The 12,720-nt window shown below is 45.0% G+C and carries 10 protein-coding genes; 4 read left to right on the top strand and 6 right to left on the bottom strand.

The genetic code is table 11. From position 1 onward, the window contains the following. Positions 1-5: 5 nt before the first annotated feature. Positions 6-1,007 (bottom strand): aminoglycoside phosphotransferase family protein, encoded by a 1,002-nt coding sequence (locus AOC29_RS10110; RefSeq protein WP_215295862.1) that lies wholly within the window; start codon positions 1,005-1,007, stop codon positions 6-8. Between the two features lie 33 nt (positions 1,008-1,040). Here AOC29_RS10110 and AOC29_RS10105 point away from each other — a divergent pair, with 33 nt between their 5' ends. The 4 genes from AOC29_RS10105 to rsmA all read left to right on the top strand — a co-directional run bounded on the left by AOC29_RS10105 (position 1,041) and on the right by rsmA (position 6,779). Next, positions 1,041-3,563, top strand: coding sequence for an LPS-assembly protein LptD (locus AOC29_RS10105; protein WP_215295861.1), 2,523 nt, complete (start codon positions 1,041-1,043; stop codon positions 3,561-3,563). A 107-nt stretch (positions 3,564-3,670) separates the two neighbouring features. Next, entirely contained in the window at positions 3,671-5,017 is a 1,347-nt protein-coding gene (locus tag AOC29_RS10100; protein ID WP_251369993.1) for a peptidylprolyl isomerase, read from the top strand. Beyond that, positions 4,989-5,999, top strand: a complete 1,011-nt coding sequence (gene pdxA, locus AOC29_RS10095) for a 4-hydroxythreonine-4-phosphate dehydrogenase PdxA (RefSeq protein WP_215295859.1) — start codon at positions 4,989-4,991, stop codon at positions 5,997-5,999. Before AOC29_RS10100 ends, pdxA begins: the two co-directional genes overlap by 29 nt. Positions 6,000-6,002: 3 nt before the next feature. Next, the gene (rsmA, locus tag AOC29_RS10090) at positions 6,003-6,779 is read left to right on the top strand and encodes a 16S rRNA (adenine(1518)-N(6)/adenine(1519)-N(6))-dimethyltransferase RsmA (protein WP_215295858.1); all 777 of its coding nucleotides are present in this window, start codon (positions 6,003-6,005) and stop codon (positions 6,777-6,779) included. Between the two features lie 20 nt (positions 6,780-6,799). Here the strand turns inward: rsmA and AOC29_RS10085 are convergent, their stop codons facing one another. The 5 genes from AOC29_RS10085 to lnt are packed head-to-tail and all read right to left on the bottom strand — an operon-like array spanning position 6,800 to position 12,716. Next, on the bottom strand, positions 6,800-7,534 hold the full coding sequence (locus AOC29_RS10085; protein WP_215295857.1) for a 1-acyl-sn-glycerol-3-phosphate acyltransferase: 735 nt from the start codon (positions 7,532-7,534) through the stop codon (positions 6,800-6,802). Between the two features lie 7 nt (positions 7,535-7,541). Continuing rightward, the gene (gmhB, locus tag AOC29_RS10080; protein WP_215295856.1) at positions 7,542-8,114 is read right to left on the bottom strand and encodes a D-glycero-beta-D-manno-heptose 1,7-bisphosphate 7-phosphatase; all 573 of its coding nucleotides are present in this window, start codon (positions 8,112-8,114) and stop codon (positions 7,542-7,544) included. Further along, a complete protein-coding gene (glyS, locus tag AOC29_RS10075) occupies positions 8,111-10,249 on the bottom strand; it encodes a glycine--tRNA ligase subunit beta (protein WP_215295855.1) in 2,139 nt (712 codons plus the stop codon). Before glyS ends, gmhB begins: the two co-directional genes overlap by 4 nt. After that, positions 10,246-11,130, bottom strand: a complete 885-nt coding sequence (glyQ, locus tag AOC29_RS10070; RefSeq protein WP_215295854.1) for a glycine--tRNA ligase subunit alpha — start codon at positions 11,128-11,130, stop codon at positions 10,246-10,248. The genes glyS and glyQ overlap by 4 nt, the downstream gene beginning before the upstream one ends. A 59-nt stretch (positions 11,131-11,189) precedes the next feature. Further along, positions 11,190-12,716, bottom strand: a complete 1,527-nt coding sequence (gene lnt / locus AOC29_RS10065; protein WP_215295853.1) for an apolipoprotein N-acyltransferase — start codon at positions 12,714-12,716, stop codon at positions 11,190-11,192. Between the last annotated feature and the right edge of the window lie 4 nt (positions 12,717-12,720).

Raw genomic sequence — 12,720 nt, 5'->3', positions numbered from 1 at the left:
GCTACTTATTCTTTATGGGTACGCGTAGATTCTAAAATCCGTGCCAATGGTTTTAGCTCAATATAACGATTTGCGGTGGCAATCGCATATTCCAATACCAAAGGAATATCTTTGAGATAACCGTCTTTACCATCACGATGAAAGAGTCTTGCAAAGATTCCAAGAACTTTGAGATGACGTTGCAAACCCATCCATTCAAAGTCGCGATAGAACTGCCCGAAGTCATCCGGCATTGGTAGGCCAGCTTTACGACCCTCTTCCCAAAATTTAATCACCCAATCGATGACTCGTTCTTCTGGCCAAGCAATGTAGGCATCGCGCCATAAAGAAGCGGCATCATAAGTAATGGGTCCATACACCGCATCTTGAAAATCTAACACGCCAGGATTATTTTCTTCAGTCACCATAAGGTTGCGAGAATGATAATCGCGATGTACATAGACCTTAGCTTGCGCAAGATTATTCTCAAGGATGAGCTCGAATATTTTCTCGAGTTGTCCTTGTTGTGGCCCTGTTAATTTAATGCCAAGATGTTTATTCAAATACCACTCTGGAAATAAATCTAATTCACGTTGCAAGAGTGCTTGGTCATAGTTTGGTAGAACGTCTGGCTTACTTGCTAACTGCATTTTCACTAATGCTTCTGTTGCACCCTGATAAAGGTGGTTTGCTGTTTTATCGCTTAGTTCGCTCAGGTATGTTTTATTACCAAGATCGCCTAGGAGAAGAAAGCCTTCAGCAGTGTTTTGTTCCAAAATTTTAGGCACATTTAGACCTGCCTCGGAGAGTAAAAAATCAACCTTGATAAAGGCATCCAAGGGCTCGTGCTGGGGAGGGGCATCCATAATGATTAGGCTGGCAAAGTTTGAGTTTTTCGACTTAACCCGAAAATAGCGCCGAAAGCTGGCATCCGCCGAGGCCGGTGCTAAGGTATCCAGATCTAATTGCCAGCTAGGCTGGAGGGCTTTTAGCCAGCTTCGAAGGGTATATAAGCGAACGTCAGTCATGGTCGATTCGTATAATAAGGCGGGTCTGGATCCATGAGTCATTATCGCCGTCGCGCCGGCCTTTGCGCCCCTCTTTTTTTAGCCATCACCCTGCGCGTAATGTTGGGGGCGATATTGCTTCAAGTTGCGCTTCCGACAAGAGCACAAGCTCCTGCTGCGCTGCCCCCGGTTTCACAAGCGACACAAAATTTCACGCTCTTACCAGATCGTGGAAATGTGACTGTTCTCAAGCTAGATGATCAATTGCGAGTAGGCAAGTCAATTGCCGATGGGGAAGCACTTACCTTTACTTCTAGTGATGTGATTGATGGTGTGGTTGAGCGCGACATGCATCTGAAAGGACGCGCGCAAATGCGTCGTAATGGCGCCGTTCTAAAAGCCGACGAAATCACCTACAACCCAGATACTGATATTGCAGACTTGCTTGGTAATGCAGAGTTATCCAAAGGCAATACTTCCTTTAAAGGGCCTAAGGGACAATTTAGAGTTGATGCCCGCGAGGGCTCCATGGACACTCCTGCCTATGAGATTAGAGATACTCGTGGAAGTGGCACAGCAAAAAAATTAATAATTGAAAATACTGACATTTTTGTTTTTGATAAGGCCACTTACACTACGTGTACTCCAGAGAATATGGATTGGTATTTCACGGCAAGTACTTTGGAGATTGACAACGAACAAAAAGAAATGGTTGGTACACATGGAGTGATGCGTTTCTTCGACGTACCAATTGCTTATTTACCTTACTTTACTGCGCCAACAGGTGGTCAGCGTCGTTCGGGCTTGCTAGCCCCGGTTGTTGGTTACAGCAAAAATAATGGTTTAGATATTACTCAGCCTTATTATGTCAATATCGCGCCTAATCGCGACCTATTATTATTACCTCGCGAAATGAATCACCGCGGATTTATGTTGGGCGCTTCTTACCGCTTCTTGGATAGGGAATATTCAGGCATAGCAACGGGAGAATATTTACCTTATGACAAACAGACGGGTACTAATCGTTGGAAATACGATTGGCAACAAAGACAGGTATTTTTGGGTGGTGTTGGGCCCGGAGGTGCTCCGTTGCCAGGCTCATGGAGTGGATATGCAAACATGGCTAGAGTCTCTGATAGTTTATATCCAACTGACTTTTCGCAAAGTATTGCTGGGCAAGTTACCAGTCAGTTTCGTCAAGAGCTTGGCACTACCAAACAGTTAACTGGTGAATTAAGTAATTGGACGGTTGGTGCTAAAGCAGCTAGTTTTCAAACACTGCAACCAGATCCCAATAATTTAGTACAGGCTCCATACAATATATTGCCCAATATTACTGCTGCTTATAACAGTCAATTAAGCCCAGTATTATCAGATGCAAGCGGAAAGTATTTGGCTCTACCATCTGGGCCAAAAACAACATTATCGACTGACTACACCCGCTTTGCTTATGCTTTGGGAAGCAACTTTAATGCGCCTCCTCCAGGCGCTTATACCCAGGCAGACAGAATGGTATTGAAGGGGTCGCTAGCCCTGCCACAGATCACCCCCGGTTATCACATTACGCCCACTGTGAGTTTTCAATCTAATACTTATAACGCCACACCTTATGTATCAGGAAGCGTTCCTAATGCGCAGGGATTTACGATTCCAACCTTTAGTTTAGATTCAGGATTGGCGTTGGAGAGGGAAGCTTCTGAGTTAAAAAGTTTTTTCGGACGCGATATGTTGCTGACCATGGAGCCAAGAGCGTTTTATGCTTTTACTCCATATCAAAGTCAGGCTAATACGCCAGTCTTCGATACTGCTGATGCAGGTTTCGGTGTTTCGCAAATTTTCACAGCTAATACCTTTATTGGTAATGACCGTGTTGCAGATTATAATGCGGCGACATTGGGTTTAACCAGTCGCATGATTGAAGCCTATTCCGGTGCTGAGCGCGCTAATGTGACACTGGCACAAAAGCAGCAATTTACGGGACAGAAAGTTGGCTTGAATGGCAACATTGCCAATCCAACAACTTATTCTGATACCTTGGGTTCAGCGTCAGTTAGATTGCTGGGGAACTTTAGCGCTGATATGTTTGGTCAATACAATACGCAACTAAATCGCTTTGTACAAACTACGGTTGGAGCAAGTTGGCGGCCTACTCCGGGGCGAAGCTTCAATTTTGGCTATCGTAATGTGTGGACGCCACCTATCCAGGCATCGACACAAAATAATCAGGTTGCGACCCCTTCAGCAACCACTACCGATCAATACAATTTTTCTGGCCAATGGCCAGTGACGCGCGAAGTTTCAGTCTTGGGGCGTTGGGGTTATGATGCCTTAACAACCAGAACCTTAAATACTTTGGTGGGTTTGGAGTGGACGCGGGATTGCTGGACTTTCCGTGGAGCTTATTCCCAAGCCTTGAATACATCGACCACCACAACCACTCAAATCCTCTTCCAGATCGAATTTAGGGGCTTTGCTAGCGCCGGAAGTAATCCAGTTGATATTATGAAGTTAAATGTTCCTGGATACATGCCAACTTCAAAGCCCATCCCACCATCCATATATGAGAATTATCAATGACGCTTTGCAGAATTAGGTTGAAACCTTTTATTTACCCGGTGATTTTTTTTGGGATATCTCTTATTGGAGGGATTGCTAGTGCTCAAGACGCATCAAAAGCAAATATATTGGCGGATAGCAAAATCCGAAATATTGATGGCGTAGCTGCCGTCGTCAATACTGGTTATGTCACTCGCAAGGAAATTGATGATCGTATTACAGCCCTTAAAAAGCAGGGCGCCAAGTTGCCTGATGATGGATCAATACGTAAAATTATTCTTGAGCGCCTCATTATTGAAAAAATTCAGCTGCAAAATGCCGAGCAAGAGGGTGTCGTTGTCACTAACAAAGAGCTCGATAAAATTATTGGTGATATTGCTGCAAAAAATAAACTTAGTTATGCAGAATTTAAAGAGAAGGTAGTTGCATCCGGTACCTCATTTGAGAAATATAAACAGATGTTACGTGACGATATTATCGTTAGCCGATATCGTGAACGTGAAGTAGAGGGGAAGATTAAAATCTCTGATGCTGAAATTGATAATTTCATTGGTGAGAGAACCCGTGCTGTTGGTGGTGGAGCGCCCCGCTCAACCCCTGCTGCTAAAAGCGAAGCAGAAGAAATTGATGTGGCACAGATTTTTATTCCAGTTGATGCTTCAGCGGGCGTTGGCGCTCAGGCTGAGGCAAAAAAGAAGGCTGAGCAGTTATTGCGCGATGCCAAAGGAGACATAGATTTTTTGCAATTAGGCGCCATGGCGGCTAAAGACAATCCTAAAATTAAGTTTCAGGATTTAGGTTACCGAACTCCCGATAGGTTGCCTCAACTATTTTATGAGGCGATTCGAAATACTGGTGGCGGCCAAGTCGCCAATGGAGTGGTTAAAAGCCCTGCGGGATACCATGTGCTAAAAGTATTGGATCGTCGGGCTGCAGTCGTCAGCGCAAATCCACAGCAGCAAGTAGCCCCACAGGAGGTCTCAACTAGCTCGCCGCAAAATATTCCTATTACACAAACATTGTCGCGACATATCTTATTGCGTAATCGTGCTGGTTTAACCGATCAAGATGCAGAACGACGTCTTGCTGGGTATCGTGATCAAGTTCGTGCAAAGACTGTAGATTTTAGTGAGTTGGCTAAAAAGTTTTCAGAGGATGGTTCTGCCCCAAATGGTGGAGATCTAGGTTGGATGGGGCCTGGAGACTTGGTTCCGGAGTTTGAGCAAGCGATGAATCGTTTGCAGATTGGCGAAGTGAGTAACCCAGTGAAGACTGAATTTGGCTGGCATCTCATTCAAGTCTTGGAACGACGCGAAGCCCAGTTGACTGTTGAAAAGCAGCGGCAATTTGCTCGCGCTGCAATTCGGGAAAGAAAATTTGAGCAAGCTTATCAGGATTGGTTGCGCCAATTAAGAGACACGGCAACTGTAAAAATCTTAAATATAGATGATTCCGCAAACAGTAACCCACGTTAATTTAGTCGCAACCACCGGCGAGCCAATCGGTGTTGGGCCCGAAGTTTCTGTAGCGGCCGCACAGCAGTTTTTGATCGAACAGCCTAGTGCAGCAATTACCTTATTGGGTGATGCTGACTTGCTAAAGTTAGCCTCTCAAGGCCCCATTGATTTATCTGGGCGTTTAAAAATTCAGAGCGTTCCATTATCAGCACCCGTTATTCAAGGCGTTTTAAATCCACAGAATGCTCAATACGTGATCAATACTTTGAATGAGGCTATTGATGGATGCTTAAGTGGGCGTTTCGATGCTATGGTTACTGCACCCATTCAAAAGAGTGTGATTAATTTGGCAGGCACGCCATTTACAGGTCATACCGAATATTTAGCAGGGCGTTGTAAGGCGCAGCATGTGGTGATGATGCTTTGTGCCACCCTTCCTAAGAGCTTCTTCAATTTGAAGGAGCCTAGAGACTTGCGAGTAGCGCTTGCGACTACCCATCTGCCATTGCAAGCGGTCTCTGCCGCATTAACCCAAGAGCTCGTGCTTGAAACAATCCAGATAGTCCAACATGATTTACGTACAAAGTTTAGTATTTCGAGTCCGGTTATACGTGTTGCAGGGTTGAACCCGCATGCTGGTGAGTCAGGTTATTTGGGTCGCGAAGAAATCGATGTCATCGGCCCTGCAATTGAATCTGCCCAAAGACTTGGTATTGATGCTTCTGGTCCTTATCCTGGTGACACTATGTTTGATCCTGCATCCTTAGAAAGTGTTGATGCCTTTATTGCGATGTACCACGATCAAGGTTTGGCGCCATTTAAATTCGTTACCTTTGGTAGTGGCGTCAATGTCACATTAGGTTTGCCTATTATTCGCACTTCAGTGGATCATGGCACGGCTTTAGATATTGCCGGCAAAGGTATTGCAGAGTCAGGCTCTATGTTGGAAGCCCTGCGGTTGGCTTATCAGTTGGCGATTAATCAAAAAGAAAAAAGTTGATTCATGCATCGGGCGCGTAAACGATTTGGCCAGAATTTCTTACAAGATCAAGGCATTATTTATTCCATAGTAGCTTTAATTCATCCCAGCCCAGATATGCATGTGATTGAGATTGGGCCTGGCTTAGGCGCTTTAACTAGACCTTTACTGAGTAATCTCAACCAACTGGATTTATTAGAGATAGATCGAGACTTAGTAGCCTATTGGAATCAAGAAAATCTCAAGGGTTTAAGGGTCATAGAAGGTGATGCGCTCAAATTTAATTTTATTGAATGGTCTCAGAATCATTCAGGAAAAAAAGGCCTATGCAAGGTAGTGGGTAATTTGCCCTATAACATTTCTTCACCACTACTTTTTCATTTGGTGTCAGCGGCAGCGCATATCGACGAGCAGGTTTTTATGCTGCAAGCAGAAGTCGTCGAGAGAATGGTTGCTCATGCCGGTAGTTCTGACTTTAGTAGGCTTTCTGTGATGCTGCAGGCTCGCTACCACATGGAATTAGTATTGGAAGTCCCGCCCGAGGCATTTGACCCAGCGCCTAAAGTCAATTCTGCCGTGGTGCGGATGATTCCTAGAAAAAATTTCGACTTGACTCTATCTCAATGGAATGTGCTGGAGCAAGTAGTGGCAGCAGCTTTTGCGCAGAGAAGAAAAATGTTGCGCACAAATCTTCACGCTTTTGCTGATCGCTTGAAATTAAGCGAAGGAGAGCTCAAAGCTAGGGCTCAAGATATTTCAGTTAATCGCTATATAGAGTGGGCTAAGCTCTTAGCCGCTTAAATGAGGCCGGTATAAGTAGATTATTTATATACGCTCGGATCAATGGTGCGCATTTCAGTTTCAATCCAACCTTCAACTTCTTGTTGTAACTGCTCCCCAGACTTGCCTTCGGAAGTAATTGCCGAACCAATTGAAAAAATCACAGTACCGGGTTTTTTTAGAAAGCTATTCTTGGGCCAGCAGCTACCGGCATTGTGAGCAATAGGAATAACCAATGCTCCGGTTGCGCTAGCTAGCCGAGCCCCACCTTTGCGATAGGGCTTGGTTGAGCCTCTTGGAGTTCGAGTGCCCTCTGGAAATAGCATGATCCATTTACCTTCGCTAAGGCGTTTACGTCCTTGGCTTGCGACAGATAGAGCCGCCGTTTGTTTATTGGCACGATTGATATGAATCATCTTGAGTAAAGCTAAGGCCCAGCCAAAAAATGGGATCCAAAGCAATTCTCGCTTGAATACAAAACAAAGCTGTTTGGGAAGCAAGGCAATATAAGCAATAGTCTCGTAGGCAGATTGGTGTTTGCTAAGGATCACTACTGGCTGATCCAGTACTGCATGCATATGTTCCATGCCGCGAATTTCATAATGAATATCACAGAGATGCCAAAGTAACCAAATCACAACCTTGTTCCAGAGTCCAATAAAGCGATAGCGATTTTCAGGACTCAACAAAGGAAATGCCAACATGCAAAGCACTGCCCAAATTGGGGTGAAGATCAGTAAAAACAGGGCAAATAGGGTTGAGCGAACAAAGACCATAAATATCCTAGACTTGGTTTTCTAGCAGTGTAGTTGCAAAAGCCATCAAATCAGCATGAATTTGAGTGCCTTCAGGTAAACCACCTGTTGCAAGCGTCTTTTGCCCCTTGCCTGTGAGAACTAAATGGGGTGATGCACCCAATGCAATTCCTGCCTGAAGATCTCGCAAGGAATCGCCCACAATAGGAACGCCCAATAAAGGTTGATTGCTACTCGCTCTTTTATAGCGCAGGGCAATCTCTTTCATGAGGCCAGGCGCTGGCTTGCGGCAATCGCATCCATGGGCATCGGTGTGTGGGCAAAAGAAAATGCTGTCGATGCTTCCGCCCAAAGATTGCAGCAGTTTTTCCATTTTGCTATGCATCGCATGCAAATCGGTAATCGCAAAATAACCTCTTGCTAATCCAGATTGGTTGGTCGCAACTGCAATTTGATAGCCTGCTTGATTGAGTAGGGCAATAGCCTCGAGGCTGCCGGGAAGTGGTACCCACTCATTTACAGATTTAACGTAATCGTCACGATCTTCATTAATCACACCGTCGCGATCGAGAATAATGAGTTTCGAAGAGCTAGTGCTCATGCTAGTTTGCCGAGATCGGCAACGAGATTCATTTTCTGGTGAAGTTGTTGCAGGAGCGCCAAGCGGTTATCGCGCAGCTCGGGATTGGGATCCATCACCATCACATCTGCAAAGAACTGATCAATCGGCTTACTTAAAGCGACAAGTGCTTTTAAGAGCTCTACAAATTGGCGCTTTTCATAGGCCGCATTCAGGGCTGGTGTTATGGCCTCTAATGCTTGATGCAGATTAATCTCAGCTGGAATTTGCAAGAGCTTATTTGAGCAGTTTGCAGCAATATCTGTGGTGGTTTTTTTGAGAATATTGCTGATGCGTTTATTGGCAGCAGCTAATTGCGCCGCCTGCGGTAGAGCATTAAATTCACGAAGTGCACTTAAGCGCTCAATCAGATCATTAATCTGAGCTGGTGATTGACTTAGAACAGCATCAATTTCTGCGCTAGTAAATGGTTTCCCAGCAACTGATTGGTCGCGCAAGTATGCGCGTAGGCGATCGATGATGAATTCATAAATATCCGCTGCTTTGGCTTTCTCTTGCACATCTTTCTGAGAAAACTGTGAGCGTGCGAGCTCAATGATATCCGGTAGGCTTAAGGCAAGATTCTTCTCTAAGAGCAAGCGGCAAATACCTAGTGCATGACGACGCAATGCATATGGGTCTTTATCGCCAGTTGGCGCTAAACCTACACCCCAAATACCAACCAGGGTTTCTAATTTATCCGCAATCGCAAGAATCGTGCCAGTCTGTGTCAGGGGAAGTGCATCACCTGCAAAGCGTGGCATATAGTGCTCGCTACAAGCAGCTGCCACATCAGTATTTTCGCCATCATGCGTTGCATAGTAACGTCCCATGATGCCTTGGAGTTCCGGGAACTCACCAACCATATCGGTGAGTAAGTCTGTCTTAGCGATTTCAGCTGCGCGACTAGCTAGCTTCTCATCAGCGCTTATTTTTTTGGCGATACCAGTAGCAATACCTTGAACGCGCTTAGTGCGATCGAGTTGATTACCTAACTGATTGTGATAAACCACCTTGCCTAAATCAGCAACCCGAGAAGCTAATGAGCGTTTTTGATCTTGCTGGAAGAAAAAGCGTGCATCAGAAAGGCGAGGACGAACAACGCGTTCATTACCAGAGATGATAGCCTCTGGTGTAGTCGTTTCAATGTTGGAGACAATCAAAAAGCGATTGCGCAATTTACCTTGCTTATCTATCAGGGCAAAGTATTTTTGATTGGTCTGCATGGTGAGGATCAAGCATTCCTGAGGAACCTCTAAGAACTCTTGGTCAAATCGGCATTCATAAATAGCTGGCCATTCAACGAGGGCGGTGACTTCATCTAGCAGACTATCAGGCATTAAGACTAGATCTTCACCAGCAGCTTTCAAAAGAGCAACTTCAATTTGGCTGCGGCGTTTATTGAAGCTTGGGATAACCTTAGCTTTACTTTCAAGATCTTTTTCATATTGATCTGCAGCACTAATACTGAGAGTGCCCGGAGCTAAGAAACGGTGACCCTCAGTTTGATTGTTAGCCTCAATACCTAGACCATGTATTTTGAGAACAGTGTTGCCATGCAAGGCAATCATGCTATGGGCCGGGCGAGCAAATTGAACATCTGCTAATTCGCCATTTTTTTGTTGCACTTGGTAGTGCATCATTTTGGCAATCGGTAATTTACTGAGTGTTTGCTCAAGCGCAGTTTGTGCCGTTTTTTCAAGTGCTGCACCCTTGGCTATCACGTTAAGGTAAAGAGCCTCATTCTTACCTTCACCTGATTTTTCTAAAGTGGCTAGATCAATATCTGTATATCCAAGTGCCGCTAATTTTTTAAGTAGCGGAGGGGTTGCTTTACCCTCAGGGTCATAAGCAATGCTGGTGGGAAGCAGCTTCTCTCTTATTGGATAGTCTTCTGCCTGACTAAGCACATGGCTAATCTGAACTGCTAAACGACGCGGAGTAGCAAAGCTTGTAACAGCGGAGTCGTCCGTTGTTAGATTGGCGGATTTTAGGTGAGCAAAAATACCGTCACTGAAAGCCTCGCCCAAACGACGTAAGGATTTTGGTGGCAATTCTTCTGTAAAGACTTCAATCAATAAGTTAGCCGATTGAGAGTTTGAATGTGAGGTGCTCATACTTTAGACTGGTGTTGACACATAGGAAAGCCAAGTTTTTCTCGGGATTCAAAATAGGCTTGCGCAACTGCGCGGGATAGATTTCGAATGCGACCGATATAGGCAGCACGTTCCGTAACAGAGATGGCACCCCTTGCATCCAAGAGGTTGAAGGTATGCGCTGCTTTCAGCACCATCTCATAAGCAGGTAATGCTAAGGGTACTTCCATCAAGCGCTTTGCTTCACTTTCATAATTACTGAAGTTTGCAAACAGCAGATCGGTATTGGAGTGCTCAAAGTTATAGCAAGACTGCTCTACTTCATTCTGGTGATAAACATCGCCATAAGAGATGCCTTCAGCCCATACAAGGTCATACACGTTTGAGCAATTTTGAATGTACATTGCCAGGCGCTCGATACCATAAGTGATTTCGCCTAAGACGGGCTTGCAATCTAAGCCGCCTACTTGCTGAAAATAGGTGAATTGCGTTACTTCCATGCCATTGAGCCAAACTTCCCAGCCCAAACCCCACGCACCTAGCGTTGGGTTTTCCCAATCATCTTCTACAAAGCGAATGTCATTTTCTTTCAGATCAAGACCAAGGGCAGATAGGGATCCCAAGTAGAGCTCAAGAATATTTTCTGGGGCTGGCTTAAGAACAACTTGATATTGATAGTAGTGTTGCAAGCGATTTGGGTTCTCGCCATAACGACCATCTTTAGGTCTGCGCGATGGCTGAACATAGGCAGCTTTCCAGGGTTCTGGACCAATGGCTCTGAGGAAAGTGGCGGTATGGGATGTGCCTGCGCCGACCTCAAGGTCAATGGGTTGTAATAGGGCACAACCTTGTTGGTCCCAATAATCCTGAAGTTTGAGAATGATTTGCTGAAAAGTAAGCATGTTTAACCTGGCTAAGCCATTGATTTTACATGGCTAGGGCGCCGCAGAGTTAAAAAAGACTAAAAACGTCTATGGCGAATAAAGGCCCAGATCAAGAGGAGGCAAGAAATGCTCAAAATTGGGAAATTTCCCCAAACAACAAAAGGTGTTTTTCCAGCATAGGCTTGAACTTGGGTGCTTAAGCTTGCTTGGGTAAATTCTGGAAGTGATTGCAGTACTTTGCCATCAGGACCTAACACGGAGCTGATGCCGGTGTTTGTCGCTCGTAGAGCAGGTAACCCCGTTTCGAGAGAGCGTAATTGCGATAGTCTTAATTGTTGGGCAGGCGCTTGAGATTTACCAAACCATGCAAGGTTGGTTAAGTTGATTAAGAGATTCGTAGGCTCAGAATTATTGCGGATACGACTTGCAAGCTCGCCACCAAAGACATCTTCGTAGCAAATTGTGATTGCGGCATGCAGTGCAGCTTGGTCTTTGCGAGCAATAGTGAAATGAGCTTGATCATTTCCGCCTCTGGCGAAATCACTTAAGGGAACACTAAAGGCATTTACAAACCAGCGAAAGCCAGGGGGAATGAATTCACCAAAGGGGACTAGATGATCTTTGTCATAGCGATAAGGTTTTGATTCGGGTGAAAGACCTAAAGCACGATTCGAATATTCTCTACCATCATTGGGGATTGGATTTCTTCCAATCACTCCAAAAAGTAAATTACTGCCCGTTTGATTAGAAAAGTTCTGTAAGTTTTCAATGAGATGGGCTGGCAGATTATTTTCTGGCCACGGAAATGCAGTCTCAGGAGCAACAATCAGTTGCGCGCGTGATTGGTATATAGAGTTTTCATAAAACTGAATCTGCTTTAGCACACCCTCTGGTCGAAAAATCAAACTTTGCGCAAAGTTTCCTTGTATCAACTGAACCGTAATGTGTTCGCCAGTCGGCTGAGTAAAACTCCATAGACTAGACAGGCTGGTGATCAAAGTAAGTAAAGCTATTGATGCTGTGCTCATGAAAAAAGCTTTTTTGAATCGTAGTAATTGCCAGGAGGTATATACAGTTAAAAAAGTACATCCCAGCCCGCCTAAATAAGGCGCAATCGAAGCAAATGGGCCATTGACTTGACTCTCAGCTAGCCCCATCCAAGGAAAGCCAGTAAATATTTCACCGCGCAGATACTCGCTGATCACCCAGCTCGATGCTAAGAAAAATCCCAGCACACTGGAGTCTTTGAAAATACGAATCGATAGGCTGGCAGCAGAAAAATAGAGGGCTACATAGGCCGCAAGCAAAAACACAGCCATACAAGAAAGTAGCGAGTTCATGCCGCCGACATCATGCAGGCTAATGTAAAGCCACCACAAACCCACTACGAAGTAGCCGAGACCAAAAGCAAAGCCATGCACAAAAAATTTCTTCAGCGATTCAGATTCTTGCGCTCTTAATTGCCACCAAATCACGCTGAGGAGGGGGATTTGAATCCAGCCGCCATAGGGTAGTTCTGCAGATCCAGCAAGTAATCCGCCCAATACGAACAGTATCAGCAGTGCTACTGCATTCTTGCGCTTAGAAGATTGCTGATCAACCAAGCCA

The sequence above is a fragment of the Polynucleobacter sp. JS-JIR-5-A7 genome (assembly GCF_018687935.1).
Taxonomy (GTDB): domain Bacteria; phylum Pseudomonadota; class Gammaproteobacteria; order Burkholderiales; family Burkholderiaceae; genus Polynucleobacter.
This window is presented reverse-complemented; position numbering and strand designations above follow the sequence as displayed.

What these genes read in the sequence shown, in the direction of transcription:
- AOC29_RS10110 (WP_215295862.1), bottom strand. Translation starts at nt 1,007, where the DNA reads ATGACTGACGTTCGCTTATATACCCTTCGAAGCTGGCTAAAAGCCCTC.
- AOC29_RS10105 (WP_215295861.1), top strand. Translation starts at nt 1,041, where the DNA reads ATGAGTCATTATCGCCGTCGCGCCGGCCTTTGCGCCCCTCTTTTTTTA.
- pdxA (WP_215295859.1), top strand. Translation starts at nt 4,989, where the DNA reads ATGATTCCGCAAACAGTAACCCACGTTAATTTAGTCGCAACCACCGGC.
- rsmA (WP_215295858.1), top strand. Translation starts at nt 6,003, where the DNA reads ATGCATCGGGCGCGTAAACGATTTGGCCAGAATTTCTTACAAGATCAA.
- AOC29_RS10085 (WP_215295857.1), bottom strand. Translation starts at nt 7,534, where the DNA reads ATGGTCTTTGTTCGCTCAACCCTATTTGCCCTGTTTTTACTGATCTTC.
- gmhB (WP_215295856.1), bottom strand. Translation starts at nt 8,114, where the DNA reads ATGAGCACTAGCTCTTCGAAACTCATTATTCTCGATCGCGACGGTGTG.
- glyS (WP_215295855.1), bottom strand. Translation starts at nt 10,249, where the DNA reads ATGAGCACCTCACATTCAAACTCTCAATCGGCTAACTTATTGATTGAA.
- glyQ (WP_215295854.1), bottom strand. Translation starts at nt 11,130, where the DNA reads ATGCTTACTTTTCAGCAAATCATTCTCAAACTTCAGGATTATTGGGAC.